The 26,752-nt window shown below is 65.9% G+C and carries 21 protein-coding genes, 1 pseudogene and 1 riboswitch; of the genes and pseudogenes, 12 read left to right on the forward strand and 10 right to left on the reverse strand.

Annotated elements, in window-relative coordinates; all coding sequences use genetic code 11:
* Positions 1-16: 16 nt before the first annotated feature.
* The 6 genes and pseudogenes from QRM60_RS03750 to QRM60_RS03775 all read right to left on the reverse strand — a co-directional run bounded on the left by QRM60_RS03750 (position 17) and on the right by QRM60_RS03775 (position 4,711).
* Positions 17-691, reverse strand: coding sequence for a DNA-3-methyladenine glycosylase (locus tag QRM60_RS03750; RefSeq protein ID WP_285445631.1), 675 nt, complete (start codon positions 689-691; stop codon positions 17-19).
* Position 692: 1 nt separating this feature from the next.
* Positions 693-1,064, reverse strand: a complete 372-nt coding sequence (locus tag QRM60_RS03755) for a DUF423 domain-containing protein (protein ID WP_029629014.1) — start codon at positions 1,062-1,064, stop codon at positions 693-695.
* Between the two features lie 96 nt (positions 1,065-1,160).
* Positions 1,161-2,348 carry an SRPBCC family protein gene (locus QRM60_RS03760; RefSeq protein WP_285445632.1) on the reverse strand — a complete coding sequence of 396 codons (1,188 nt, stop codon included), beginning with the start codon at positions 2,346-2,348 and terminating at the stop codon, positions 1,161-1,163.
* A gap of 366 nt (positions 2,349-2,714) precedes the next feature.
* Positions 2,715-2,783, reverse strand: a pseudogene (locus QRM60_RS03765) (DNA-binding response regulator); the annotation flags it as partial.
* A 93-nt stretch (positions 2,784-2,876) separates the two neighbouring features.
* Positions 2,877-3,518 carry a response regulator transcription factor gene (locus QRM60_RS03770; protein WP_011036328.1) on the reverse strand — a complete coding sequence of 214 codons (642 nt, stop codon included), beginning with the start codon at positions 3,516-3,518 and terminating at the stop codon, positions 2,877-2,879.
* Positions 3,518-4,711: a sensor histidine kinase gene (locus QRM60_RS03775; RefSeq protein ID WP_040941645.1), complete on the reverse strand. Its 1,194-nt coding sequence runs from the start codon at positions 4,709-4,711 to the stop codon at positions 3,518-3,520. Before QRM60_RS03775 ends, QRM60_RS03770 begins: the two co-directional genes overlap by 1 nt.
* A 153-nt stretch (positions 4,712-4,864) precedes the next feature.
* Here QRM60_RS03775 and QRM60_RS03780 point away from each other — a divergent pair, with 153 nt between their 5' ends.
* From QRM60_RS03780 to QRM60_RS03800, 5 genes are all read left to right on the forward strand, one after another.
* Complete coding sequence (locus QRM60_RS03780) at positions 4,865-5,461, forward strand: GNAT family N-acetyltransferase (RefSeq protein WP_011036326.1); 597 nt, start codon at positions 4,865-4,867, stop codon at positions 5,459-5,461.
* Between the two features lie 3 nt (positions 5,462-5,464).
* Complete coding sequence (minC, locus tag QRM60_RS03785; protein ID WP_012438972.1) at positions 5,465-6,214, forward strand: septum site-determining protein MinC; 750 nt, start codon at positions 5,465-5,467, stop codon at positions 6,212-6,214.
* 36 nt (positions 6,215-6,250) lie between these two features.
* Complete coding sequence (minD, locus tag QRM60_RS03790; protein WP_011036324.1) at positions 6,251-7,060, forward strand: septum site-determining protein MinD; 810 nt, start codon at positions 6,251-6,253, stop codon at positions 7,058-7,060.
* A gap of 2 nt (positions 7,061-7,062) precedes the next feature.
* Entirely contained in the window at positions 7,063-7,320 is a 258-nt protein-coding gene (gene minE / locus QRM60_RS03795; RefSeq protein WP_011036323.1) for a cell division topological specificity factor MinE, read from the forward strand.
* 87 nt (positions 7,321-7,407) lie between these two features.
* Entirely contained in the window at positions 7,408-7,908 is a 501-nt protein-coding gene (locus QRM60_RS03800; RefSeq protein ID WP_161962687.1) for a hypothetical protein, read from the forward strand.
* 33 nt (positions 7,909-7,941) lie between these two features.
* On the opposite strand, the gene QRM60_RS03805 is transcribed toward QRM60_RS03800, so the two are convergent.
* Together QRM60_RS03805 and QRM60_RS03810 are read right to left on the reverse strand one after the other, a co-directional pair.
* Positions 7,942-9,225 (reverse strand): HAMP domain-containing sensor histidine kinase, encoded by a 1,284-nt coding sequence (locus tag QRM60_RS03805; RefSeq protein ID WP_012438974.1) that lies wholly within the window; start codon positions 9,223-9,225, stop codon positions 7,942-7,944.
* On the reverse strand, positions 9,218-9,937 hold the full coding sequence (locus QRM60_RS03810; protein WP_011036320.1) for a response regulator transcription factor: 720 nt from the start codon (positions 9,935-9,937) through the stop codon (positions 9,218-9,220). Before QRM60_RS03810 ends, QRM60_RS03805 begins: the two co-directional genes overlap by 8 nt.
* 218 nt (positions 9,938-10,155) lie before the next feature.
* Here QRM60_RS03810 and QRM60_RS03815 point away from each other — a divergent pair, with 218 nt between their 5' ends.
* The 5 genes from QRM60_RS03815 to QRM60_RS03835 all read left to right on the forward strand — a co-directional run bounded on the left by QRM60_RS03815 (position 10,156) and on the right by QRM60_RS03835 (position 18,602).
* Positions 10,156-11,889 (forward strand): glycosyltransferase family 39 protein, encoded by a 1,734-nt coding sequence (locus tag QRM60_RS03815; RefSeq protein ID WP_161962600.1) that lies wholly within the window; start codon positions 10,156-10,158, stop codon positions 11,887-11,889.
* A 98-nt stretch (positions 11,890-11,987) separates the two neighbouring features.
* On the forward strand, positions 11,988-12,752 hold the full coding sequence (locus tag QRM60_RS03820; protein ID WP_285445633.1) for a phosphatase PAP2 family protein: 765 nt from the start codon (positions 11,988-11,990) through the stop codon (positions 12,750-12,752).
* Complete coding sequence (locus QRM60_RS03825) at positions 12,749-14,404, forward strand: phosphoethanolamine--lipid A transferase (RefSeq protein WP_285445634.1); 1,656 nt, start codon at positions 12,749-12,751, stop codon at positions 14,402-14,404. The genes QRM60_RS03820 and QRM60_RS03825 overlap by 4 nt, the downstream gene beginning before the upstream one ends.
* Positions 14,405-14,522: 118 nt before the next feature.
* The gene (locus QRM60_RS03830) at positions 14,523-16,541 is read left to right on the forward strand and encodes a M2 family metallopeptidase (protein WP_285445635.1); all 2,019 of its coding nucleotides are present in this window, start codon (positions 14,523-14,525) and stop codon (positions 16,539-16,541) included.
* A gap of 129 nt (positions 16,542-16,670) precedes the next feature.
* Complete coding sequence (locus QRM60_RS03835) at positions 16,671-18,602, forward strand: XVIPCD domain-containing protein (protein WP_161962599.1); 1,932 nt, start codon at positions 16,671-16,673, stop codon at positions 18,600-18,602.
* 939 nt (positions 18,603-19,541) lie between these two features.
* Here QRM60_RS03835 and QRM60_RS03840 read toward each other — a convergent pair.
* Both QRM60_RS03840 and QRM60_RS03845 read right to left on the reverse strand, forming a co-directional pair.
* On the reverse strand, positions 19,542-19,943 hold the full coding sequence (locus tag QRM60_RS03840) for a hypothetical protein (RefSeq protein ID WP_011269939.1): 402 nt from the start codon (positions 19,941-19,943) through the stop codon (positions 19,542-19,544).
* Between the two features lie 16 nt (positions 19,944-19,959).
* The gene (locus QRM60_RS03845) at positions 19,960-21,213 is read right to left on the reverse strand and encodes a multidrug effflux MFS transporter (protein ID WP_014506999.1); all 1,254 of its coding nucleotides are present in this window, start codon (positions 21,211-21,213) and stop codon (positions 19,960-19,962) included.
* Between the two features lie 272 nt (positions 21,214-21,485).
* Positions 21,486-21,600, forward strand: a riboswitch (glycine riboswitch).
* Between the two features lie 90 nt (positions 21,601-21,690).
* Between QRM60_RS03845 and gcvP the strand changes: the two genes are divergently transcribed.
* On the forward strand, positions 21,691-24,564 hold the full coding sequence (gene gcvP, locus QRM60_RS03850) for an aminomethyl-transferring glycine dehydrogenase (protein ID WP_285445636.1): 2,874 nt from the start codon (positions 21,691-21,693) through the stop codon (positions 24,562-24,564).
* A gap of 514 nt (positions 24,565-25,078) precedes the next feature.
* The gene (locus QRM60_RS03855) at positions 25,079-26,752 is read left to right on the forward strand and encodes a carboxylesterase/lipase family protein (protein WP_285445637.1); all 1,674 of its coding nucleotides are present in this window, start codon (positions 25,079-25,081) and stop codon (positions 26,750-26,752) included.

Raw genomic sequence — 26,752 nt, forward strand, 5'->3', positions numbered from 1 at the left:
TGCGCAGCGTGGCCGCTCATTCCTGCGAACGCGGCGTCGGCACCTTTGCGGCAATGCTGAAGTCGGCGATCTTCCACAGGTAGAACGCGGCGTAAGTGCGGTACGGCCCCCAGCGCTCGCCGCGCTCGGCGAGTTCCTTCGGCGTTGGCATCTGCGCTTGATTGTCCACGCGCTGGGCGCCCTTGCGCACGCCCAGGTCGTCGATGGGCAACAGGTCCGGGCGGCCCAGGCGGAACATCAACATCATCTCCACCGTCCACCGTCCGATGCCACGGACTGGCACCAAGGCCTCGACGATGGCGTCGTCTTCCATGAAGGCGAGTTTGCGCAGCGAAGGGATCTCGCCCAGTGCCTCCCGCCGCGCCAGGTCGCGCAGTGCCAGCGCCTTGTTGCCGGAAACGCCGCAGGCGCGCAGCGCCGCATCGTCCACGCGCCCCAATGTGTCGGCATGCAGCCGGATGGCACCGATCGCCACTTCCACGCGCCCAACAATGGTGGCCGCGGCCTTGCCACTCAGTTGCTGAAACAAGATGGCGCGCGCCAGTGCGTCCACCGGATCGAACGGCTTGCGCCATCCCGGCTGCGGGGCGATCGGGCCGATGCGTCTCATCCAGGCCCCCAGCGCGCGATCACGGCGTGCCAGATGGGCGAAGGCCACCTCCACATCGAAGCCGCGGGCGTGACGTGGCATCTCAGCGCCTCAACGCACCGATCGCCAGCACCACCCAGCCCAGCATCAGGCTGACCCCGCCGATCGGCGCCAGGCTGGTGGGCCAGTGCAGCAACGCGCCGCCGACCAGGCTGCCTGCGAACAGCAGGGTGCCGAGCAACAGCAGGTATAGGCCGATGCGGCCCAGCGCGCGGGTCTCAGCGCCGCCCAGCACCACCAGCACGGCGCCATGGCCGAAGGCGTACAGCGCGGCCAGTTGCAGGCGCGATTGCACCAGCGCATCGGCCACACCATGCGAGGCGTAGGCCGATAGCCCCACTGCGGCGGCGGCCAGCAGCGCTCCCACAAAGGCCAGCAGCGAAGGATGTTTCTTGCGACGATCAGGCAACGACATGGTGGCAGTTCCAAAGGCAGCGCCGCAGCGCAAAAAAAAACGCGCCGCAAGGATGCGGCGCGTTTTCGTCTGGATCACATCATCGTGGTGAAACGATTACTTGATGGCCCAGTAGACGTCGTAGGTACCGTCCTGCGTGAACGACTTGTCCACCCCACCCTTCCACGACTCGTACGGACGCTCGGTCACGTCGTTGCCGCTGGTGGCAGCCCAGGCGCGCAGCGAGTTACGCACTGCATCCAGGCCGGCCATGTGGCCTGCGTAGGTTGCGAACGCGGAACGGTGCGCCTTGGTGCGCTCGTACTTCACCGGTGCTTCGGTCGGGATGTTGACCTTCAACTCTTCACCCGTTGCGGCAACCGGAGTTGCGTCGACAGGTGCAGCCGCAGCGGCGTCGTCCTTGTCCTTTTTGTCATCAGCCTTGGCGGTGTCGGCCTTGGCATCGGTCTTGGCAGCGCCGCCGGCCTTCTTGCGCACCGGCTGCACGACGTCGAACGCGTACTTGTCGGTGGCGAAGTCGGTGGTGACGATACGCACCGGACCCGACGGCTCAAGGCCATTGGAATCCATGACACGCTTGATCCACTCCTGGTTGTCCTTGATCGACTTCTTGATCGTCTCGTTGTCACGATCGATGTTGCCGGCGGTGACGACCAGCAGGTCCTCGGCAGGCACATCGACGAGCTTGAGATCGCTCAACACCGGCTTGCCTTCCAGCTCGGCGCGGTAGTCGAAGTTCGGCACGGTGGCCAGCGCGGTGGTCAGGCGCGACAGACCCAGCTTCAGGTCATCGCCGACATGCCGGCTGACGTACAAGCCCGCGTAGCGACCAAACAGGTTCCAGCCGTACTTGACGCTGTAGTCCTGGGTGATGCGCACGTTCTTGTTGTTCTTGCCGGTCGGCTTCAACGTGAAGTTGGTGACCTTGTCGTAGCCCTTGGTGGGATCTTCGATCGAGATCTCAACGCGCTCGTTCTTGACGCTGTTGGTGATCTCCCAGCTGCCCTGACCGATGTAGCCTTCAGTGGAGCTGTATTCAACGCGTGCACCCTTGCCCTCTTCCGGGCCGGCCAGCTTCAGCTGGATCTTGGGATCACGCAGCACAAGCGGGTTCCAATCCTTGAAACGACGGAAGCTGTTCACGGTGTCGTAAACAATCGTCATCCTGCGGTTGGTCTCGACACTCTCGGACATCTGCCGCTCCGAGGGCAACACCAAGCCCACCACGACAAACAAGCCAGCCACGATCCCCAAGGCGATCAGGAACTCGATAATACGGGTCATTCAGGAGGTCTCCGGGGCCGATCCCACGGCCGGGTTGAGTGAAGCGAAGCCGCCATCCTAGCAGGCTTCGAGAAAGATGTTCAGTTGTGCGACGGGTAGCGCGGTCCTGCGGTGTCATCCGCGCGCTCGCGCCGCGTGGTGCAATGGCGCAATCGCAACCTGGACAAGGGTTTGCAGCGATTGCGCGCGGACATCATGCACGCGATGACGCGAACGCGTGTGATGCACAGGACGCACTCCCTCGCCATTGCGGGTAGGCAGCCTGTTCCATTCACTTGTAGACGACTGCGCAGCGATGAACAAGCGCATCGGCCAGACGCGGTGAGGGCATACGCCGACGCACCGCTCGCCCAAAGCGCCTGACCATCAGACCAGCTGCAGCTCGAACGCCTTCAGCACCGCCCGAGTACGGTCGCGCACGCCCAGCTTGGACAGGGTGAGCGGGCGCTGCTTGCAAGCCACTGGCTTGCGCGCCCGCAAACGCACGGCGCGCTGCGCCGGGCCGGGCCGGGCCGGGCATCCTGTGGCTCAGACCAGCTGCAGCTCAAACGCCTTCAGCACCGCCCGGGTGCGGTCGCGCACGCCCAGCTTGGACAGAATGTTGGACACGTGATTCTTGATCGTCCCCTCCGCCACGCCCAGCGAATTGGCAATCTCCTTGTTGGAAAAGCCGCTGGCCATCAGGCGCAGGATCTCGGTCTCGCGGTCGGTGAGCGGGTCAGGCCGGTCCAGGCTGACGAACTCGTTGCGCATGTGCTCCAGGCCCGACAGCAGGCGCTGGGTCACCGCCGGCTGCACCAGCGAGCCGCCGTCGGCCACGGTGCGGATCGCGCCGACCAATTGCTCCAGCGAGACGTCCTTGAGCAGGTAGCCCTTGGCGCCGGCCTTGAGCCCGGCCAGCACCAGCTGGTCGTCGTCGAAGGTGGTCAGGATGATGGTCGGCGGCAAGGTGCCGTTGCGCGAGAGCATCTGCAGCGCTTCCAGGCCGGACATCACCGGCATGCGCATGTCCATCAGCACCACGTCCGGCTGGATCTGCGGAATCTGCTCCACCGCCTGCCGGCCATCGGCCGCCTCGGCCACCACCTCGATCCCGGCGTCCAGGGCCAGCAGCGAGCGGATGCCCTGCCGTACCAAGGTTTGGTCATCGACCAGGCACACACGGATCATCACGACACTCCTTGAGTAATGGCCGCGGGCATCAGTGCCGGCGCGCCTGGAACGGAGATGCGCAGGCAAAAGCCGTCACCCCGCCGGGTTTGAATCTCGAGCTGCCCACCATACTGGTTCAGGCGTTCGCGCATGCCGCGCAGGCCGTTGCCGGGCGCGACCGCATCGGCGCCCTGGCCGTCGTCGCGCGCATCGATCAACACGGTGTCCGCATCGCGGCGCACCTGGATCCACAGATTGCGCGCGCCGGCGTGGCGCACCGCGTTGGTGATGATTTCCTGGGTACAGCGCAGCAGCACATGCGCGCGTTCGGGGTCGTCCAGGGTCAATGGCTGGCCGATGTCCAGATGGATATCCAGCGACGGCACCTGGGTCACCAATGGGCGCAGCGCCGCTTCTAGATCGATGGCGCCGCTGTCGCGCAGTTGGCTGACCGCTTCGCGCACGTCGGTGAGCAGCAGCTTGGCCAGGGTATGGGCCTGGCGTACGTGTTCCTGGGCCTGGCCTTCGGTGATGTGGCCGGCCACTTCCAGATTGAGGCTCAGCGCGGTGAGGTGATGACCGAGCAGGTCGTGCAGCTCGCGCGAGATGCGGGTGCGCTCATTGATGCGCGCGCTCTCGGCCAGCAGCGCCCGGGTGGCGCGCAGTTCCGCATTGAGCCGGCGCTGTTCTTCGCGGGCCTCGGTCTGCTGGCGCGCGACCAGGCTGGTCACGAAGATGAACATCGAAAACCCGCCGTACAACAGCGATTGCATCAGTGCGCCGGAAATCGGAAAGCCGAGCAGCAGGTGGTAGACCGGCAACACTGCCAGCTGGCTCAGCACCAGCCACACCACGCCCACGCGCAGCGGCAGCAACCAGGGGATCACCCCGGCCGCGACCATCATCAGGATGCTGCCGAGCCCGGTTCCGGTGAGATAGCTCACCGCCAGTGCGCAGATGGTTAGCAGCAACAGGATCAGGCGGTCGTACCAGTGCGCGTGGCCGCCACTGTTCAAGCCACGCGTCAACCAGAAGTAGCTCGCACCGAAGCCGACGAAGAACGCCGACATCATGATCGCCTCGGCCATGCCGCGGTGGCGGTCCTCCTCTGCTGGTGCCCAGTAGATGAACACCAACGGCATGGCGATCATCGCCCAGGTGAACAGGCCGGCGAAGCGCAGGACGCGCGTATGACTGAGGTATCCCAACATGCACGCATCTTAGGCGTAACGCCTGCGGCTGCCCTCTTGCCGGAAGTCATGCATGCCGATGGTCGTCACGTCAGGTCGCCGCTTCAGGCCTGCCATGTAATAATCCGACGCAGATCCGATTTCGGGTCGATAGCGTTACCCCACGGAGTCCCAATGTCGATCGTCATCCGCGACGTGCGCGAGCACGAGCTCGATTCCGTCCTGGCCCTGAACAACAATGCCGGACTGGCGATCCTGCCGCTGGATTCAACCAAACTGCAGCGTTTCTACGAGCAGGCCGAATACTTCCGCGTCGCCGAGCGCGACGGCAACCTGGCCGGTTTCCTGGTCGGTTTTGGCAGTGGCAGTGCTCATGACAGCAGCAATTTCGCCTGGTTCCGGGACCGTCACCCGGAGTTCTTCTATATCGACCGCATCGTGGTGGCCAGCCGCCGCCGTGGCGGTGGTGTTGGCCGTGCGTTCTATGCGGACGTGCAGAGCTACACCGAACTGCGCTACCCGCAGCTGGCCTGCGAGGTGTTCCTGGACCATGGCGCCGATGCGGCGCTTCTGTTCCATGGCAGCTTCGGCTTTCGCGAAGTGGGCCAGAACACCATGGCCGACGTGGAAGTGCGCGCCAGCATGCTCATGAAAGACATGTGCAGCTACCCGTGGGTCAAGGAGACCTATGCCGGCAAGCTGCCCGAAGAGCTGCCCTGGGTGGGACGGCCGCGGCATGCCGCCGCCGACAACCGTTCGACGGGGACCTGAGGCGTGTCGAGTGTGAATGTGGATTTTGAACAGGCCGGCGAACTGAAGATCGGCCAGGTGGGCATTGCCAACCTGCGCATCCGCACCCTGGATGTGCCGCGCCTGGTGCGCGAGATGCAGGACCGGGTGACCCGCGCGCCGAAGCTGTTCGGCCGCGCGGCGGTGATCCTGGACTTCGGCGGCCTGGCACAGACCCCGGACCTGGCCACCGCCAAGGCCTTGCTCGATGGCTTGCGCAGCGCCGGCGTGCTGCCGGTGGCCCTGGCCTATGGCACCAGCGAGATCGACCTGCTCTCGCAGCAGCTCGGCATCCCGCTGCTGGCCAAGTTCCGCGCCCAGTACGAGACCGCCGCGGTCAGCCCACCGCCGCCTCCCCCGCCACCGCCTGCACGCGCCGAACCGGCTGCCCCCGTGGCGCGGCCGGCGCCGGGCCGCATGCAACGCAACGCGGTGCGCTCGGGCCAGCAGCTGTACGCGGAGAACTGCGACCTGACCGTACTCAGTACGGTGGGGGCCGGCGCCGAGGTCATCGCCGACGGCAGCATCCATATCTACGGTACCCTGCGTGGCCGCGCGTTGGCCGGCGCTCAGGGCAACCCTGACGCGCGCATCTTCTGCCGCGACTTCCACGCCGAACTGGTCGCCATCGCTGGCCACTACAAGGTGCTGGACGATGTTCCCATGGACCTGCGTGGCAAGGCCGTCCAGGTCTGGCTGGAGCAGGATCAGATCAAGATCGCTGCGCTGGATTGACGCAGCCCAACCACAGAAATATTTCGGAGAAATCCTTTGGCTGAAATCATCGTAGTCACCTCCGGCAAGGGCGGCGTTGGCAAGACCACCACCAGCGCGAGCCTGGCCTGCGGGCTGGCACGGCGCGGCAAGAAGGTCGCCGTCATCGACTTCGACGTCGGTCTGCGCAACCTGGACCTGATCATGGGCTGCGAGCGGCGCGTGGTGTACGACTTCGTCAACGTCGTGCATGGCGAAGCCACGCTCAAGCAGTCGCTGATCAAGGACAAGCGCTTTGACAACCTGTACGTGCTGGCTGCCTCGCAGACCCGCGACAAGGACGCGCTGACCCAGGAAGGCGTGGAGAAGGTGCTCAAGGACCTGGCCGCCGACGGCTTCGAATACATCGTCTGCGATTCGCCGGCAGGTATCGAGAAAGGCGCGTTCCTGGCAATGTATTTCGCCGACCGCGCGGTGGTGGTGGTGAACCCGGAAGTGTCTTCGGTGCGCGACTCCGACCGCATCATCGGCCTGCTCGATTCCAAGACCCGCAAGGCCGAGGAAGGCAAGAACGTGCCGGCCTTCCTGCTGCTGACCCGCTACAGCCCGGGCCGCGTGGAAGGCGGCGAGATGCTCAGCATCACCGACGTGGAAGAAGTGCTGGGGCTCAAAGCCATCGGCGTGATTCCCGAATCCGGCGACGTGCTCAATGCCTCCAACAAGGGCGAGCCGGTGATCCTGGATGGCGAGTCCCCGGCAGGCCAGGCGTATGACGACGCAGTCGCCCGCATCATGGGCGAAGAGCGCCCGATGCGATTCATTTCCGTGGAGAAGAAAGGCTTCTTCAGCAAGCTGTTCGGAGGGTAAGCATGGGCCTGCTCGATTTTCTCAAGAGCAAGAAGAACACCGCCGAGACGGCCAAGAACCGTTTGCAGATCATCATCGCGCAGGAACGTAACCATCGCGGTGGGCCGGATTATCTGCCGCTGATGCAGCGCGAACTGCTGGAAGTGATCAAGAAGTACGTCAACATCGATGCCGATGCGGTACGGGTGGATCTGGTCAAGGATGGCGAGCACGATGTGCTCGACATCACCGTCGCCCTGCCGGAAGACGGCGACAAGTAAGCTGCACGGCACCGTGTGCGCACGGTGCCGTGTTGTTGTGGTCCACCCGCCGCCGCGCCCTGCCGCGGCCTGCATCTACCGCGAGCCCTGCGCGTGAGCATCTCCCCCTCTTCTTCCCTGCCTGCCGCCGATGCCGTGTTGTGCGTGGGCGATATCGGCCTGGACGCGCCCGCTGCCCTGCTGGCCCGGTACGGATTACGCCTGCAGCATGTGGACGCGGATGCGCCGATTCCCGGCAGTTTCTGGGGTGAGCCGGAAGCGGGCATCATCGGTTGCGATGTGTATGTGCGCGACGACACGCCGGTGCATTCGATGCTGCACGAGGCCGGGCACTTGATCGTGCTGCCGCCGGACAAGCGTGCCGCCGTGCATACCGATGCCACCGATTCGGTGGATGAAGAAGACGCCACTTGTTATCTGCAGATCCTGCTGGCGGCGCAGTTGCCCGGCGTGGGCAGCGCGCGCCTGATGGCCGACATGGACAGCTGGGGCTACACCTACCGGCTGGGATCGACCCGCGCCTGGTTCGAGCAGGATGCGGAGAATGCGCGCAGCTGGCTGCTTGCGCGCGGCCTGTTGCCGGGGTGATGGGTGTGCCGCGTTCGAACGCGGCGGTGCGCGCTAGGTCAGTGTCGCGCCACTGAGATCCAGCGTGGCCACCGTGCCCTGCCCCGCACTGGAATCCAGGCGCAGGTGCCAGCCCAGGTGCTCGCAGAGGCGGCCAATCAATTCCAGGCCGATCCCGTTGCCCTGACGCGCGTTGCCGCGTGCCAGCCGCGCGTAGATCGCACTGATTTCTTCAGGCGTCATGCCGTGGCCGGGGTCGGTGATCTGCACCACGCCCGGTGACGCCAGCGCGATATGGATGATGCCGCGATCGCTGTTCTCGATCGCGTTGCGCAACAGGTTGCCAATGGCGGTCTGCACGATCGCCACCGGCGCCACCAGGCTGCACGGTGGCAGCGGTGCGACCTGCAGTTGCAGGTCCTTGTCGGCGCACAGGTGCGCATGGTCGGCCACGATCTCCGGCAGCAATTGATCCAGGCGCAGCGTGTCGCTGCTGCGCACCAGCCGGCCCGGGTCCTTGGCCAGCACCAGCAGCAAGGTGATCAGCTGTTCCACCGCGCCGCTGGTCTGCGCAATGCGTTGCAGTTGATGGCGCACCACGGCGGGCGTGTCCGGTTGCTCCAGCGCCAGCTCGGCGGCGTTGCCGATCACCGCGATCGGCGTGCGCAGTTCGTGGCTGGCGCTGTCGATGAAGGCGCGCTCGCGCTCGACGAACTGGCCGTTGCGTTCGAGATAGTCATTGAGGGCATCGGCGATCACGTACAACTCGGTGCTGCCTTGCGGGCCCACCGCAATGCGCTGGTCGCGCCGCTCCGGTCGCAATGCGCCGATATCGCGCGCAAGATCCACCAGCGGACGCACCAGCCGCGCCATCGCATAGGTGCCCATCAACACGGTGATGGCGATCAAGGCGATGCCGGCGGCCAGCATCCAGCGGGTGAGGAAGTGTTCCAGTGCTTCGAAGTCGGTGATGTCCAGCACCAGCGCCAGGCGGCCGGCATGCGTGGTGTCGCGCACCATCACCGCGCTCTGGCGGCCGGCGATCTCCAGATCGTCATGCAGACCGGGATGCAAGCTGCGCAGCGCCGGCGGCACCTGCGCACTGCCGTCCACGCGAAACAACCGCAAGGTGTCCGAATCCTGCCAGCGATAGCCCGGATCCTGCGCGCTGCGGTCCAGGATGCTGTCCAGTTCCGAATTGAGCAGCGAGCGCCACACGCCATGCTCGGCGCGTTCGTGCAGGTACTGCGCGGTGCCGAACACGGCTAGCACCATCAGGAAGGTGTAGCCGAACAGCCAGACCAGCACGCGCCGGCCCAGCGGGCGATGCTTAGCCATCGGTGCACTCGATGGCAGTGGCGGCGTCATCGGCGGCTTCCAGCGCGGCCACCCGGTAGCCCAGCCGCGGCAAGGTGTGGATGAGCTTTTGCGCGAACGGGCCATCCACGCTGCGGCGCAGTTCGTAGATGTGGGAGCGCAGCATGTCGCCGTCGGGCGGATCGTCGCCCCACAGCGCCTGCTCCAGACGCTGGCGGGTGACCACGGCGGGGCTGGCCTGCATCAGGATCTCCAGCAACTTGCGGCAGGCCGGGTACAAATGCAGCGCCTGACCGGCGCGGGTGGCGTCCAGCGTGGCCAGATCCAGCCGCAGGTCGGCCACCTGCAGCAGCTTGCCGCGGCGGCGCCCCTGCGCGCGCGCCAGCAGCGCCTCCAGACGCACTTCGAGCTCGGGCAGGGCGAAGGGTTTGGTCAGATAGTCGTCGGCGCCGGCGCGGAAGCCGGCGATCTTGTCGGGCAGTTCGTCGCGCGCGGTGAGCATGATCACCGGCAGCTCGGACTGGTGCTGCTCGCGCAGCCGGCGCAGCACTTCCGGCCCGTCCATGCGCGGCATCATCCAGTCCAGCACCAGCGCGTCGTAGTGCTGGGTGGTGGCCAGATGCAAGCCGGTGATGCCATCGGGCGCCGCGTCCAGGGTGTGCCCGCGCGCTTCGAAATAGTCGAACAGGTTGGCGACCATGTTGCGGTTGTCTTCGATGACCAGTAGCCGCATGAGCGGGGTTCCAGGGCGGCCCGGCAGGCACAGTGTGCGCATCCTAACCGAGGCCAGCCAAACACAAGCGGTATCGCCGGTGCGGTCTTCCAATCGGTTGCGCTCCAATCTCCCGCACAACTGCGACGCCTGCGCTGCCTCCTTCGATGCGGCACACTTTGTTCCGACAAATTTCCGACCCCCTTGCCAGATAGTGTCTGCCCGCATTTACTCAGGGCGTGCGCGTGTCGCCTGCCATCTCTGCTTCCCCATCCCGCCAGCGCGCGCTGCTGGCCGCAGTGCTGTTGATTCTCGTCAGCCTGCTGGCCGGTCTGGGCATGCGCCAGCCCAATCCGCCGGACGAACCGCGCTTCGTGCTGGCTGCGCGCGCCATGGTCGAGACCGGTCAGTGGCTGTTGCCGCACCGTGGCAGCGAGCTGTACGCCGAAAAACCACCGGTGTTCATGTGGTTGCAGGCGGCGACCTACGAGGCGATACCGCACTGGCCGGTGGCCTTCCTGCTGCCGTCGCTGCTGGCCGCGCTGGCCACGTTGTGGCTGACCTGGGATATCGCACGCCGGCTGTGGAATCGGCGCGTGGCGGCCTATGCGGTGCTGGCCTTGTTCACGGTGCTGCAGTTCGGCCTGATGGCCAAGCGTGCGCAGATCGATATGGTGCTGGTGGCGCTGACCACGCTGGCGTTGTGGGGAATGTTGCGACACCTGCTGCGCGGGCCGGACTGGCGCGCCTGGACGCTGGGGTTGTTTGCCGCCGGTGTCGGCACGGTGACCAAAGGCGTCGGCTTTCTGCCGCTGCTGCTGTTGCTGCCGTGGATGGCGCTGCGACGCACGCATTGGAGCGTGTTGCCGGCACGTGCGCAGGCAGGACGTAGCTGGTTGCTGGTGCTGCCGGCCTTCGTGGCGGGCACCGCGGTGTGGTTGGGGCCGCTGTGCATTGCACTGCTGCACAGCGACAACCCGCAGTTGCATGCCTATGCGCATGAGCTGTTGTTCAAGCAGACCGGCACGCGCTATGCGCACGCATGGCATCACGTCAAACCGTTCTGGTACTACCTGCAGGTGATCGCCACGCTGTGGTTGCCGGGTTGCCTGCTGCTGCCGTGGCTGGTGCCGGCGTGGTGGCGCCGGCTGCGCCGCGGCGACCCACGCCTGCTGTTGCTGCTGGCGTGGAGCCTGCTGGTGCTGGTGTTTTTCAGTGCCAGCCCTGGCAAGCGCGAGGTCTACATCTTCCCGATGCTGCCGGCGCTGTGCATTGCCGCGGCGCCGTTGCTGGCCGGGCTGTTGCGCCGGCGCGGCGTGCGAATGCTGCTGACCGGGTATGTGCTGCTGCTTGCCGTCGCCGGTTTGGTGCTGGGCGGCGGCATTGCGCTGCATCTGCACTGGGCCGAAAACACCGCAGTGAAGCGCGGCATGGAGCTCGCCTCGCTGCAGTCGGTGGGCTTCTGGTTGATCGGCCTGGGCGTGGTCGGCTTGGCCGCCACTGCATGGTCGCGCGGCAAACGCGCGGGCACCGCGTTGGTCGTGATGACCGCCGCGTTGTGGACGGTGTATGGCCTGGGCTTGATGCCGGCGCTGGATCCGTACAGTTCGTCCGCACGATTGATGCAGCGGGTGGGCCAGCGCATCGGCCCGGATGCCGAGTTGGGCATGCTGGCTTGGCGCGAGCAGAACCTGCTGCAGGCCGACCGCGCAGTGACCGACTTCGGCTTCAAGGCGAGTTGGCAACAGCAATGGGACAAGGCAGGCCCGTGGCTTGCGCAGGCGCCGGAAAAACGCTGGTTATTCGTGCTCAAGCAGGCTGTACCGCCATGCATCGATCCAGCGCAACGCATCGATATCGGCGAGTCCAATCGCAATCAATGGCAATTGGTGCCAGGCACGGCGTGGCACGCCGGTTGCATTGCTACTGCATCCGACACCGAACAAACCGGTAGCGACGGCGATACAGACTGAATGCTCGATGTCGATTAACGACTGAGCAACTCCGGTCCGACCGCTCTCCGACATCCGGGTTTCGAAGATGCCGGTCAATGACACAGGCCGACATCCCGATGAGTACGCTTCCCGTCCATGCGCCCGTCCTGGCGCACACCGTCTCTGATGCGCGGGAGCGCTTTTTTGTGCGCCATCTGTGGATGCCGCTGACGGGTGTGCTGTTGCTCAGCGCGTTGTTGATGGGCGCCGGCGGCGACCAGTGGATTGCCGATGCGCTGTACCGGATGGAAGGCGGGCACTGGCTGCTCAAGGACCATTGGTTCACCAGTGGCGTGATTCATCGCGTTGGTAAATGGTTGAGCACGGCTGCAGGTGTCAGCGTCATCATTCTGGCGGTGGCGGCCTGGTGCAGGCCGCGTCTGCGCGTACTGCGTTGGCCGCTCACCTATCTGGCCGCATCGGTTGCCTTGTCGACCTCGCTGGTGTCGTTGTTCAAGTCGTGGACGGCGATGGATTGCCCCTGGGATTTGAGCCGGTATGGCGGCACGCAGGCAATGATCGGGCTATTCGAATCGCGCCAGGGCGTTGCCGCGTCCGGTTGTTTTCCGGCAGGCCATGCCAGTGCCGGATACGCCTGGGTTGCGCTGTATTTCTGCGCGCTGTCGCTGCGTCCTGCGTGGCGCGTTCCAGGTTTGTGCGTAGGCTTGGTTGCAGGTCTCATTTTCGGCGTTGCGCAGCAACTGCGCGGCGCGCATTTTCTCTCCCACGATGTATGGTCGTTGGCAGTGTGCTGGCTGACGGCACTGGCGTTGTACTGCGTGATGCTGGCACGGCCGCATCGCGCGTCTGATTCGATGTTGTCATCGGGGGATGCAGCATGAGCACTTGGTTGCCGGAACCGCGCGGGCGCACCAGCACGCGTGCGCTGACATGGAGTACCCGGCCGACCGTGTCGACCGAAGCGCTGGTGTTGCTGTCGAGCCTGTTTTTCGCATTGGTGTGCAATCAGTTGTTCTGGCGCACGGCAATGGCCACGCACCCGGGCAGTATCGGGTTTGCGATTTCGTTGATGGCGCTGCTGGTCGCCGTGCACGCGCTGTTGTTGGGCCTGCTGGTGTGGCGCTGGAACGCCAAGCCGCTGCTGACCCTGCTGCTGTTCACCACCGCGCTAGCTGCGCACTACATGGACAGCTACAACGTCTATCTGGATGCGGACATGCTGCGCAACGTGCTGCATACCGACCACAAGGAATCGCGCGAGCTGCTTACGCCGGGGCTGATCTTTCCGCTGCTGTGCTACTTCCTGGTTCCCACCGTGCTGCTGTGGCGTACGCGCCTGCGTGCGCGCAGTGCCGGCAAGTCGCTGCTGGTCCGGCTGGGATTCCTGCTGGCCGTGGCGGTGGTGGGTGCCGCCGGCACCATGTTGTCGTCGCAGGACATTTCGGCACTGATGCGCAATCACCGCGAAGTGCGCTACCTGGCCACGCCGATCAACTACATCGTCGCATTGCGCCAGAACCTCAAATCCGATTCGCCGATCAAGCATGCGCCCAAGCAGCCGGTCGAGCATGATGCGATGGCCACGCCGCGCGCGGCCGGCAGCCGCCCGCGCCTGTTGCTGGTGGTGCTGGGCGAAACCGCACGTGCGCAGAACTGGGGCCTCAGCGGCTACGCGCGCCAGACCACGCCGGAGCTGGCGCAGGCCGGGGTGATCAACTTCCCGGACATGCATTCGTGCGGCACCAGTACCGAGGTCTCGGTGCCGTGCATGTTCTCGCCGTTCGGCCGGCGCGATTACAACGAAGACATGATCCGCGGCCATCAGTCGCTGCTGCATGTGCTCGAGCACGCCGGCATCTCCACGCTGTGGCGCGACAACCAGTCCGGCTGCAAGGGCGTGTGCGACGGCTTGCAGATCGAACAACTGGACAACGCCACCACCCCGGGCCTGTGCGCCGATGGGCGCTGCATGGACGAGATCCTGCTCGGCGATCTGGCCGCGCAGGTGCGTGCCAGGCCAGGCGATCGCGTGGTGGTGCTGCACCAGTTGGGCAGCCATGGGCCGAGCTATTTCGAACGCTACCCGGCTGCGTTCGAACGCTTCAAACCGGTGTGCAAGACCGCCGACCTGGGCAGTTGCAGCCGCCAGCAGATCGTCAACGCCTACGACAACTCCATCACCTACACCGATCACTTCCTCGCCCAGGCCATCCACGCGCTGCGTGGGATGCCGGACTACGACACCGCGATGATCTACCTCTCCGACCACGGTGAATCGCTGGGCGAAAAAGGCCTGTATCTGCATGGTGTGCCGTATGCGATTGCGCCCAAGGAGCAGACCCACGTGCCGATGGTGATGTGGTTCTCGCCGGAGTTCGCCCGCGACCGTGGCCTGGACGAAGCCTGCCTGCGCCATCGCGCCGGCCAATACACCGATCAGGACGCGCTGTTTCCCTCGGTGCTCGGCCTGCTGCAGGTCAAGACCAGCGTCTACGCCCGCGAGCGCGACGTGTTCGCCAGCTGCACCGGCTGAGCCCGGCGCCGCGTACGCTTGCCGCTTCACCGGCGCCATGCAGCACGCATGGCGCTTTTGCTTGCCCTGAACCCCGGCGCGCTCTAGCCTTCGCCGGACTTCACCGCAAGGACCACCCGTGAATCCTCGTCTGCTGTTGCTGGCGCTCGCCGTTGCCGCCGGTACGTTGTCGCTGTCGTCATGCCGCCAGGATGCGGCGCCGACGCCCAAGCCCGCCACCACCAAGGCCGCACCCAGCGAAAGCGCCGACCAGTTCGTGGCGCGCATCAGTGCCGAATACAAGGCGGCGTATCCGGAAATGACTGCCGCGCAGTGGCTGTCGTCGACCTACATCAACGGCGACTCGCAATTGCTGGCGGCCAAGGCCAACGAGCGCGCGCTGAGCCAGCTGGATCGCTGGATCGACCAATCCAAGCAGTACGCCGGCACGCCGATGTCCGCCGACAGCGCGCGTGCGCTGCAATTACTCAAACTGATGAGCGCCCTGCCCGCTCCGCGCGACCCGGCCAAGCTGGCCGAACTCACACGTATCGCCGCGAAGATGGAAGGCGACTACGGCGCGGGCAGCGCCTGCACCGGTGACGACGAGCAACGCCGTTGCCGCCAGCTGGGCGAGCTCGAACAAGTGCTGGCACGCAGCCGCGACTACGACGAACAACTGCAAGCCTGGCAAGGCTGGCACGCCACCGCGCAACCAATGCGCAAGGACTACCAGCGCTTTGTCGAGCTCGCCAACGACGGTGCACGCGGCATGGGCTTTGCCGATGTCGGTGCGATGTGGCGCAGCGGCTACGACATGCCGCCGGCGCAACTGGCCAGCGAAACCGACCGCCTGTGGGAACAGCTCAAACCGCTGTACACACAGCTGCAGTGCTACGCGCGCGGCAAGCTGGACACGCAGTACGGCAAGGACAAGGGCGAGGTGGCCGGCGGCATGCTGCCCGCGCACCTGATGGGCAACATGTGGCAGCAGGACTGGAGCAACCTGTGGGATCTGCTGCAGCCCTATCCCGGTGCGGGCGACCTGGACATCACCTCGGCACTGGAAAAACAGTACCAGGGCAACCTGAGCGCCGCGCTGGCGCGCAATACCGGTGGCGATGGCGGCGCAGCTGCACGCTTCCTCGCCGAGCGCGACGCGCAACTGCGCACTGCCCAGCAGATGACCGAACGCGCGCAGGATTTCTATACGTCGCTGGGCATGCCGAAGTTGCCGGACACCTATTGGCAACGCTCGCAGTTCATCAAGCCACTGGACCGCGACGTGGTCTGCCACGCCAGCGCGTGGGACATGAACATGGGTGGCGAGCCGAACGCGGGCATCGGCCCGGACGTGCGCACCAAGATGTGCATCCGCCCCACTGAAGAAGACTTCACCACCATCTACCATGAGCTTGGCCACATCTATTACGACATGGCCTACAACCCGTTGCCGCCGTTGTTCCAGAATGGCGCCAACGACGGCTTCCACGAAGCCATCGGCGACACCATCGTGCTGGCGATGACCCCCAAGTACCTGCAGTCGATCGGCATGGTTGGCGAGCAGCAGAGCGGGCGCGAGGCACTGATCAATTCGCAGATGCGCATGGCGCTGAGCAAGGTGGCCTTTCTGCCGTTCGGGTTGATGATCGACCGCTGGCGCTGGGGCGTATTCGACGGCTCGATCCCGCCGGAGCGCTACAACCAGGCCTGGTGGGAGTTGAAGGCCACCTACCAGGGCGTGGCACCGGTGAGCCCGCGCGGCGAAGACTTCTTCGATGCCGGCGCCAAATACCACGTGCCCGGCAACACGCCCTACACCCGCTATTTTCTCGCGCACATCCTGCAGTTCCAGTTCTACAAGGGCCTGTGCGATGCCGCCGGCCACCAGGGCCCGTTGTACGAATGCAGCTTCTACGGCAACAAGGAAGCCGGCCAGAAATTCTGGTCGATGCTGCAACGCGGCTCCAGCCAGCCCTGGCAGACCACGCTGAAGGAAGTCACCGGCAAGGACACGCTCGATGCCGGCCCGATGCTGGAATATTTCGCACCGATGCAGGAATGGCTCAAACAGCAGAACCAGGGCCAGATGTGCGGGTGGCAGGCCAAGGGCACTACTGCAACGCCGCCGGCAACGCCGGCGCCTTCGACGCGCTGATCCACGTGCGTGACGTCATGCGGTTGCCGGATCCCGGCAGCCGCATAACGACCTGTTGATAATCGCGAAAAACCTCGGCGATATACTTCGCCCCCCGCTGCGTCAGCGCAGCATGCAAGGAGCAATCCGATGAACCAGGCCTCCACTGGCCCGGGTCCGCACGATGCGGATCGCGATGCACAGATCATTGCAGACGCGCAGCAGGGCGCGTTTGATCCAACCTACGGCAGCACCGGTAGCGAATTTGCGGCCAACGGGCCGGGTGGCCGCAGCCTGGGTCTCAACCCGGGCGAACAGTCGGTCAAGCACACGCAGAGCATCCAGCAGAGCAGCGGCAATGCGACGCAGCCGCTGGGCGAAACCAGCCTGCGCAGCGCCAGCTCGCAGAGCCTGGGCGTGGTCAGCGATGCCGATGCAAAGACCACCACCTTCAGCCTGGAAGCAGACGCGCAGACCGGCTTGCAGCAAAGCCGGCAGACCAAACTCGGCAGCGGCACGTTGAACCTGGAAGCCGGCGTGGCCGCGGGCCAGCGCATGCGCTACACGCTGACGCTGCCTGGCGCCGATCAATCACTGGACGCAGCCACGCAGGTGAACCCGCTGCAACCGGAGAGCTTGCCGGTGGGCGCTCGTGCAGTGCTCGATAGCCAGGCCTTCGCACAACGCGAGGTCAAGGCAGACCTGCAACAGGTTGCGATGCAGAGCAAGATCACCGAAGCCAGCGGCCGCAGCTATCTGATCGAACGCGTGGACGAGCGCCACGTGCGCGTGGCCACCGGCCCCAATGACGCCATCGAAGCGGCCAACGCGATCGGACTCAAGGCCGGCCCCGCGCAGGCCCTGGTTGGCCGCACCGACCGCCTTGGCACTTCACGTGTGCAGAGCGCTCAGTTCGACCTGGGCGATCCACGCGCCGTCGAAGCCATGACTGCGTTCGCGCGCACGGGCGAGGTTGCGCCCGGCACGCCCGGCGTGGATCAGATTCAGACGCTGGAGCGGATCGGTTTCAGTTCGCAGCAGCGCATGCAGTTGCAACTGGGCCCGCTCGACGCCGATCTGGGGGGCACCCGCAATGAAGGCAGCCAGATCCGCATCAGTGAACCCGGCCAGGACGGCTACGCCGTGGTGCAGCAGCTGAAATACGGCGATAACGTGCCACTGACAGTGCTGCGCCACTACGACGGCAACAATGTCGAACGCGTGCAGGAGCGCAGCTACCGTTTCGAAATCGACGGCGACGTTGCCACCCCCGGGCTGATGCAACGCCTGGGCGGCCGCAACGAGGCCAGCGAAGAAAAAGCCATGGCGCAATCGCTCAATAGCGCGATCAGCGGCGACATGGCGGGCACTGGTGCGATTCAAGCCGGGCAGAAAACCACGCTGGTGTTCAGCGAGCAGCAGATGCAGGCGTTGCTGCAGCAGACCCAGACCGCCGCCACGGCCAACAAGATCGGCGCAAGCCCGTTGGCATTACTGGTCGGCAACGGCCAGCCATCCGACACCGAGCAATTCGCCATCGCGATGGCGCGCAATGTGGGCGGGCAGCCTGCGGCCTTTGCCGAGCGCCTGCAACGCATCGCAGACGGCGCCGACGGCCAGTTCGACGGCCGGCTGCAACGCATCGACGCCGATGTGGCACCGCGCCCGGCGGCCGCAACCGCGGCAGTGCCTGATCCGCGCGACCCTGCGCATCCGGACCATGGGCTGCTGCAGCAATGCACCGCCGCCGTGGGGCGACTGGAAGGCGCGCATGGCCCCACGCCGGGCATGGACAGCGAGCGTCTGGCACTGGGATCGCTGGTGGCCGCGCGTGAGCATGGGTTACAGCGCGTCGACCACGTGCTGCTCGGGAACGACCCGGCCCGCGGCTTCGTGGTCCAGGGCGCGCTCGATTCACCGGCGCACCTGCGCGGCAGCTTCGACGCCAAGGCGGCGCAGGAAGCGCCGGTGGAAGCCAGCCTGCAGCGCTTGCAGGCATTGGGACCGTCGCCCGAGCGCGATGCTGCCGCATTAGAGCAGGCAACGCAGCAGGAGTCGGTGCGGCATTCGCAAGCGCGTTGACTGCGTTAGCCGGTTCAGTGGCAGCGTCGTGGCCATGCCTGCGACGCTGCCTTTGCTGATCGCAAAGGCAGCGATATAGCAACCAAGCGGGCAGTTGCTGGGCTGTCGTAGGAGCGCGCTTGCGCGCGATGGGGCGTTCCCGGGAAGGCCCTCGCGCGCAAGCGCGCTCCTACAACAGCGGTGTTGCTTAGGTTGCCGTGTTCACGCTGATCAACTCACGCGATGCGACGCAAGCTCGCTCACCGCACTGTCGCGAGCGCGAAAGGCGCGGACGCAACGTGACTCAATCAAGCTGTACGCCCCAGCAATCACAAACGATCTAGACAAATCATTGCCGCAGCCATCGTAGGAGCGCGCTCGCGCGCGATGGGGCGTTACCGGGAAAGCCCTCGCGCGCAAGCGCGCTCCTACAACAGCGTTCTTGCTTGGGTTGCCGTGTTCACGCTGATCAACGCAGCCCATTGCGACGCAAGCACGCTCACTGCGCTGTCGCGCTGTTGCCGGAGCGAAAGGCGCGCACGCAACGTGACTCAATCGAGCTCCACGCCCCAGCAATCGCAAACGCTCTAGACAAACCATCGCCCGACCATCGTAGGAGCGCGCTCGCGCGCGATGGGGCGTTCCCGGGAAGGCCCTCGCGCGCAAGCGCGCTCCTACAACAGCGCTGTTGTTCGGGCTGCCGTGTTCATGCCGATCAACGCAGGCGATGCGACGCAAGCAACCTCACTGCGCTGTCGCGCTGGCGCAAGGCGCGACGCAACGTGACTCAATCGAGCTCTACGCCCCAGCAAACGCAAACGCCAGACCAATCATCGCCCCGACCATCGTAGGAGCGCGCTTGCGCGCGATGGAGCGTACCGGGAAAGCCCTCGCGCGCAAGCGCGCTCCTACAACAGCGCCCGAAACAAAAGTGCCCGCAACGCGCACTTGTACCGCAGGTCAGTTGAGCTTCGCGCCCTGCAAGCGTTCGCTTAGCTTGGTCTTGAACTGCTCGAATTCCATGCCGTCCGCAGCGGCCTCGGCGTGCGCGGCATCCTTAAGGGCGTCCGAATAGGTCAGCCGCACGGGGGTGCCCTGGCGTTCGTGCAGTTCGGCCGCGCGCATGATCAGGGCCAGCACCTGCGCCGCGCTGGTGCTTTCGCCGGCGATGCGGCCATCCATGCCCAGCACCCACTCACCGTCGCGGCGCACGATGCCGGCCAGCAGCGTGCGTTGCTGGTCGCGTAGTTCGGCATGCGGCTCGATCGGCGAGACCGGCGCGGGGTTGGCAGCGGCCTGGTTGCGCGCGCGCTCGGTGGCCCGCTTGCGGGCATCGCGGCGCAGCTTGGAATCGGTGGACATGCAGGCTCCTGTGGGGTCAAAGGTGGTCGGCCGGCTCCAGAGGCAGTGCCTCGGCAGCCTGGCGGCGCCGCAAGCGGCGGCCGCTGCGGCGCTCCCAGCGCCAGAATAGCCAGCCCAGCAAGAAAAAGCCGGTCATGCCGAACGCCAGATGCCGCGGGTGTTCACTCAGCAGCGGCGACAGCACCCCGGCCACCACGGTATTGGTCATCAGTTGGGTGAAGGCCTGCAGCGAGGAGGCCAGGCCGCGCTGCTGCGGGTACATGTCCAGCACCGCCAGCGCCAGGATCGGGAAGATCAGCGCCATGCCCAGCCCGGCCAGGAAGATCGGCAGCACCGCCCACGGCAGGCTGATCTGCGCCACCGCCAGCGTGTAGCCAAGGTTGACCAGCGCCGCCACGCCGCAGCAGATGAAGCCGATGCGCACCTGCCGCACCGGATCCATCCGGCCGGCCATGCGCCCGGACAGGAACGAGCCCAGGGTCATGCCGCCGATGGTGGGAATGAACAACCAGGCGAAATCGCCCTCGCCCAGGTGCAGGTGGCGCATCACCAGCACCGGCGCCGAGGCGATGTACAAAAAGATGCCGGCGAAGTTGAACGCACCGGCCGCGGCCAGGCGCTGGAAGCGTGGGTTGAAGCCGATCCGCACGTAGTCATGCAGCAGGCGGCGCAGTTGCAGCGGCGTGCGCGCTTCCACCGGGTGGGTTTCCGGCAGCCAGGTCACCGTGGCGATCAGCAGCACCAGCCCGAACACCGCCAGGAACCAGAAGATCAGCGGCCAGCCAGCGCCGCTGAGCAGGATCCAGCCGCCGATGATCGGCGCGATGGCCGGGGCGATGCCAAAGATCATCGACACCTGGCTCATCAAGCGCTGCGCGTCGTGGCCCTGGAACAGGTCGCGGATCACCGCACGCCCCACGATCATGCCCACGCCCGCCGACAACCCCTGCAGCGCGCGGAATGCCAGCAGCGTCGGCAGATCGCGCGACAACGCACAGCCAATGGTGCCGGCGATGAACAGCACCAGCCCGCCCAGGATCACCCGCTTGCGGCCCCAGGCGTCGGAGAGCGGCCCGTGCGCGATGCTCATCAGCCCGTAGGCCAGCAGATACACGCTGATGGTCTGCTGGATCGCCACCTCGTCCACCGCCAGGCTGCGGCTGAGCTGGGAGAACGCCGGAAAGATGGTGTCGATGGAAAACGGGCCGAACATCGCCAGGCCGGCGAGCAGCAGCGCCATGCGACGGGTGGAGGGCGTGGTCGGGGTCATGCCGGGATCCGGAAAGCGGGTACAGCGGAGTGTGCACGTCAGGGGCCGCGTCGGCGGCGGGGACTGGATGCGCACACAGGGCCGCAGATGATAGGTGTTCGCCCCGGCAAGGTTAAGCAAACCCGAGCGCAGCCCCCGTGCCGCGGCGGCGTGGTGCGGCGCGCCGGCGGCTTGGGCGCAGGCTATAATCGGCCGGCAACACGGTGGGAGAAGCGGCACTGCCGCTGCCGAAGGCGCAACAGCCCGTAATCGCTCAGGCCCGATACCATCTTCAACACAACTCTGGAGAGACCGGTTCACTCCGGCGCCGAAGGGGCACGGAACGCAGGCAGGCCACAGGCCAGGCCGCGTTCTTAAACTCTCAGGCAAAAGGACAGAGGGGCGCGAGGAAGACCGCCAGTGCGGCAGGTCGTGGTGCGCGTATGCGCGTCATGCCGGTCGTGGTGCTTCCGACCTTTCGCATGCCCACTGCCCCGGATGCCCGCCATGTCCCAGACTCCGTCTTCCCTGCGCGACCTCGAACACCACAGCGCGTTCGTCGAACGCCACATCGGCCCCAACGACGCGGAAATCGCGCAGATGCTGGGCGTGGTCGGCCACGACTCGCTGGATGCGATGACCGACGCCATCGTGCCGTCCAACATCAAGTCGCCGGCCGCATTGGCGCTGCCCGATGCGATCACCGAAGAAGAAGCGCTGGCCAAGATCCGCGCCATTGCCAGCAAGAACCAGGTGCAGCGCACGTTCATCGGCCAGGGGTATTACGGCACGCATACGCCGAAGGTGATCCTGCGCAACATCCTGGAAAACCCGGCCTGGTACACCGCCTACACGCCCTACCAGGCCGAGATTTCGCAGGGCCGCATGGAAGCGCTGATCAACTTCCAGACCATGTGCGCCGACCTCACCGGCATGCAGATCGCCAATGCCTCGCTGCTGGACGAAGCCACCGCCGCAGCCGAAGCGATGACGCTGGCCAAGCGCTCGGCCAAGTCCAAGTCCGACACGTTCTTCGTGCACGACTCAGTGCACCCGCAGACCCAGGAGCTGCTGCGCACGCGTGCCGAGCCGCTGGGCATCGTGCTGCGTGTCGGCACGCCGGACGAAGCGCTGCAGGCCGAGTGCTTCGGCGTGCTGCTGCAGTACCCGGACAGCTTCGGCCACATCGGCGATCACGCCGCGCTGGCCGATGCCGTGCACGCGCAAGGCGGCCTGGTCGCCGTGGCCACCGATCTGCTGGCGCTCACGCTGATCGCCGCGCCGGGCGAATGGGGCGCTGACATCGTGGTGGGCAACTCGCAGCGCTTCGGCGTGCCGTTCGGCTTCGGTGGCCCGCATGCGGCCTTTATGGCCTGCCGCGATGCCTACAAGCGCTCGATGCCGGGCCGCTTGATCGGGGTGTCGATCGATGCTGCCGGCAACCCGGCCTATCGCCTCACGCTGCAGACGCGTGAGCAACACATTCGTCGCGAAAAGGCCACCTCCAACATCTGCACCGCGCAGGTGCTGCTGGCGGTGATGGCCTCGATGTACGCGGTCTACCACGGCCCCGATGGCCTCACCCGCATTGCCCGCCGCACCCATCGCCTGGCGGCGATCCTGGCGGCTGCATTGCGCAGCGTAGGCGTCACCGTGGGCGAGCATTTCTTCGACACCCTTCACGTCAAGGCGATCGATGCCGATGCCATCCACGCCAAGGCGCGTGCGGCCGGCATCAACCTGCGCGCGATCGATAGCGAAGCGGTCGGCATCAGCCTGGACGAAACCAGCACGCGCGCCGATGTGGTGGCACTGGCGCAGCTGTTCGGTGCCCAGGCGGATATCGATGCGCTGGATGCGGCCACCGCCGACGCGCTGCCGCAGGGCCTGCGCCGCACCAGCGCATTCCTGCAGCACCCGGTGTTCAACACCCATCACAGCGAGCACGAACTGCTGCGCTACATGCGCTCGCTGGCCGACAAGGACCTGGCCATGGATCGCACCATGATCCCGCTGGGCAGCTGCACGATGAAGCTCAACGCCACCGCCGAGATGATCCCGGTGACCTGGCCGGAGTTCGGCGCGATCCATCCGCTGGCACCACCGGAGCAGTCGGCCGGTTATGCGCAGCTGATCGAAGAACTGGAAGCGATGCTGGTCGAATGCACCGGCTACGACGCGGTGAGCCTGCAGCCCAATTCCGGCGCGCAGGGCGAATACGCCGGCCTGCTGGCAATCCGCGCCTATCACCGCTCGCGCAACGAAGCCCACCGCGACATCTGCCTGATTCCCGAATCCGCACACGGCACCAATCCGGCCTCCGCGCAGATGTGCGGCATGACCGTGGTGGTGACCAAGTGCGATGCCAACGGCAATGTCGATGTCGATGACATCCGCGCCAAGGCCGAGAAGTATTCCGACCGCCTGGCCGCGCTGATGATCACCTACCCGTCCACGCACGGCGTGTTCGAAGAAGACGTGGTGGCGATCTGCGAAGCGGTGCACGCGCACGGCGGCCAGGTGTATACCGACGGCGCCAACATGAACGCCCTGGTCGGCGTGGCCAAGCCCGGCAAGTGGGGCTCGGACGTGTCGCACCTCAATCTGCACAAGACCTTCTGCATTCCGCACGGCGGCGGCGGGCCGGGCGTGGGCCCGTGCGCGGTGAAGTCGCACCTCGCACCCTTTTTGCCGCGCACGCTGGGCGGCGAAGGCGATGTCGGCATGGTCAGCGCGGCCAGCTACGGCTCGGCCTCGATCCTGCCGATCAGCTGGATGTACGTGACCATGATGGGCAGTGCCGGCCTGCGCAAGGCGACCCAGGTCGCCCTGCTCAACGCCAACTACATCGCCAAGCGTTTGAGCGCGCACTACAAGACGCTGTACACCGGCCGCAACGGGCTGGTGGCGCACGAGTGCATCCTGGACATCCGCCCGCTGGAAAAGACCAGCGGCATCGGTGCCGAGGACATCGCCAAGCGCCTGATCGATTTCGGCTTCCATGCGCCGACGCTGAGCTTCCCGGTGGCCGGCACCTTGATGGTGGAGCCGACCGAAAGCGAATCGCAGCACGAGCTGGACCGCTTCATCAACGCGATGATCCAGATCCGCGAAGAAATCCGCGCGATCGAAGACGGCCGCCTGGACCGCGAGGACAACCCGCTCAAGCACGCCCCGCACACCGCCACGCAGGTCTCGGCCAGTGAGTGGACGCATGCCTATCCGCGCGAGCTGGCCGCCTTCCCGCTGCCCTCGCTCAAGCAGCAGAAGTACTGGCCGCCAGTGGGCCGCGTGGACAATGTCTACGGCGACAAGAACGTGATGTGTGCCTGCATCCCGGTGGATGCGTACAAGGACGACGTGGTGGCGTAAGCGCCGCAACGCTGCCCTTCGCTGAACTCAAACCCGGCCGCGTTTAACGTGGCCGGGTTTTTTAGTGTCTTGAACGTGGGATGCAGCAGCATGCGCTGCAGACGCCGCGGCATAGTCTCGCTGTCTTGCACAAGTACGGAAGAGAAAAATCCTGCGCGCTGGCCTGTCACCACGGTCCGCGCATGGCATCCGAACCACGGAGCGCCACGATCGCCCAACAGTCGCCAGTCGCGCGCCTGCAACGGCATCCCAGACACTACGTCAGTGGCCCGCAGCGCCGTCGCTCACCGCGCATCGCAGCTTTGAATGTGCTTCTGCCATTGCGGGCGTCATCCTGTTGCGTGTCTCTGCAATGCAACGCACGCATGGCGCCAGTGGTCGCGCGACTGCACCAGCAGTGCGTTGCGATACACGCAATCACGCTCCCACAGCCTCGCTGTCAGCAGCACGTTTGCCTTCCCTACACGTGCGTTCGCGATGATGTGCCAAACAACCAAGGCGAAGCGCGGCAACCGTGATCGAATCCAACAAGACGCAATGGGCACCAATCGTGAGCAGCCTGCTGCTCGCAACCTGCCTGCTAAGCGGCTGCGCGCCACGCCGGCCCGGCACGGTGCCGGCACTGATCCAGGCCGCGGATGCGCAGCCGGTCGTGGTGCAAACCGATGCCGGCGCAGTGCGCGGTGTTGCCAGTGCGCAGGGGCGCGCATTTCTGGGCGTGCCGTTCGCCGCGCCACCGGTCGGCGCGCTGCGCTTTCATGCTCCGCAGCCGGCCACGCCCTGGCCCGGCGTGCGTGATGCCACGCAGGCCGGGCCGGCCTGCATGCCGCGCTATCGCGTCGGCCAGAAACACATCTCCGAGGACTGCCTCACACTCAACATCTATGCCCCGCCTGGCCCCGCACCCGCAACGCCGCGTGCGGTAATGGTGTGGATCTATGGCGGCGCGCTGGAGCTGGGCAGCAATGTGGACTACGACCTGAGCGCGTTGGCCGCACGCCAGAACGTGGTGGTGGTGGCGCCCAACTACCGGCTGGGCGTGTTCGGTTTTCTTGCGCATCCACAGGTGCAAGGCGATGGCGAAGGTGCCTACGCCCTGCTCGACCAGCAACTGGCGCTGCGCTGGGTGCAGCGCAATATCGGCGCGTTTGGCGGCGACCCGGGCAATGTCACCGTATTCGGCGAATCCGCCGGCGCCTGGAGCATCTGTTACCAGCTGGCCTCACCGGGCGCGGCCGGCTTGTTCCAGCGCGCGATCCTGCAAAGCGGCAGCTGCCTGGCCGGCGACTCCACCGTTGCACGCAGCGATGCCGAGCGCGGTGGCGCGCAGATGGCGGAGGCACTGGGCTGCGCACGTGCACCTGATGTTGCCGCGTGCCTGCGCCAGCTGCCCGCCGAGACCCTGGCCGATGCCAAACCGCAGCGCCGCGGACTGACCGGCCTGGATGCCTGGGCGCCGATGCACGGCGGCGATGTGCTGCCCGCACCGCCAAGCGTCGCAATCGAACAGGCGCAGCAGCCGCAGGTGCCGTTGTTGATCGGCAGCAATCGCAATGAAGGCCGCCTGTTTGCGCAATTGCTCTCCTATGCCGGCAAGTTGAACCTGCAAAGCAGCTATGAGGCGCGCGTACACCGCATGTACGCCGCGCCGGCACCGGTGCTGGCGCAGTATGCGCAGGTGGCCGCGCAGTCGCGCTGGCATGCATTTGCAAATCTTGTCACCGATGGCGGATTCGCCTGCCCCACCCGCCGCCTGGGCCAGATGCTGCGCACCCGCGTACCGGTGTACGCCTACGAATTCGACGACCCGGATGCGCCATTCGGGCTGTTGCGGTTGCCGTTTTCGCACGCGCTGGGCGCGTATCACGCCTCCGAGCTGGTGTATCTGTTCCAGCGCCCGTGGGTGCTCAGCGGCACGCCGGACTTCACCCCTGCGCAGCACGCACTTGCCAACACGTTGCAGGATTACTGGGGCGCCTTCGCGCGCAGCGGCGATCCCAATGGCGGCGGGCGTCCAGCCTGGCCACGCTTCGATGGCGACACGCCGTTGACACTATCGCCCGGCAGGATCGGGCCCACGCCGGACTTCGCCGCACAGCATCGCTGCGCGTTCTGGGATGCACAGGCCAACGCTGCAACGCGCCCGCTACCCACTGCCGTGCCGGTGCCTGCACCACCCTCTCACTGA

It is taken from the genome of Xanthomonas sp. fls2-241-TYG-148, assembly GCF_030208815.1.
GTDB classification, from domain to species: Bacteria; Pseudomonadota; Gammaproteobacteria; order Xanthomonadales; family Xanthomonadaceae; genus Xanthomonas; species Xanthomonas campestris.

Excerpts from the sequence above, each read along its gene's own strand:
- QRM60_RS03845 (WP_014506999.1), bottom strand. The coding sequence starts at position 21,213 with ATGACCCCGACCACGCCCTCCACCCGTCGCATGGCGCTGCTGCTCGCC.
- QRM60_RS03840 (WP_011269939.1), bottom strand. The coding sequence starts at position 19,943 with ATGTCCACCGATTCCAAGCTGCGCCGCGATGCCCGCAAGCGGGCCACC.
- QRM60_RS03820 (WP_285445633.1), top strand. The coding sequence starts at position 11,988 with ATGAGTACGCTTCCCGTCCATGCGCCCGTCCTGGCGCACACCGTCTCT.
- gcvP (WP_285445636.1), top strand. The coding sequence starts at position 21,691 with ATGCCCGCCATGTCCCAGACTCCGTCTTCCCTGCGCGACCTCGAACAC.
- QRM60_RS03760 (WP_285445632.1), bottom strand. The coding sequence starts at position 2,348 with ATGACCCGTATTATCGAGTTCCTGATCGCCTTGGGGATCGTGGCTGGC.
- QRM60_RS03810 (WP_011036320.1), bottom strand. The coding sequence starts at position 9,937 with ATGCGGCTACTGGTCATCGAAGACAACCGCAACATGGTCGCCAACCTG.
- QRM60_RS03805 (WP_012438974.1), bottom strand. The coding sequence starts at position 9,225 with ATGGCTAAGCATCGCCCGCTGGGCCGGCGCGTGCTGGTCTGGCTGTTC.
- QRM60_RS03770 (WP_011036328.1), bottom strand. The coding sequence starts at position 3,518 with ATGATCCGTGTGTGCCTGGTCGATGACCAAACCTTGGTACGGCAGGGC.
- QRM60_RS03750 (WP_285445631.1), bottom strand. The coding sequence starts at position 691 with ATGCCACGTCACGCCCGCGGCTTCGATGTGGAGGTGGCCTTCGCCCAT.
- QRM60_RS03835 (WP_161962599.1), top strand. The coding sequence starts at position 16,671 with ATGAACCAGGCCTCCACTGGCCCGGGTCCGCACGATGCGGATCGCGAT.
- QRM60_RS03825 (WP_285445634.1), top strand. The coding sequence starts at position 12,749 with ATGAGCACTTGGTTGCCGGAACCGCGCGGGCGCACCAGCACGCGTGCG.
- QRM60_RS03775 (WP_040941645.1), bottom strand. The coding sequence starts at position 4,711 with ATGTTGGGATACCTCAGTCATACGCGCGTCCTGCGCTTCGCCGGCCTG.
- QRM60_RS03780 (WP_011036326.1), top strand. The coding sequence starts at position 4,865 with ATGTCGATCGTCATCCGCGACGTGCGCGAGCACGAGCTCGATTCCGTC.
- minE (WP_011036323.1), top strand. The coding sequence starts at position 7,063 with ATGGGCCTGCTCGATTTTCTCAAGAGCAAGAAGAACACCGCCGAGACG.
- QRM60_RS03755 (WP_029629014.1), bottom strand. The coding sequence starts at position 1,064 with ATGTCGTTGCCTGATCGTCGCAAGAAACATCCTTCGCTGCTGGCCTTT.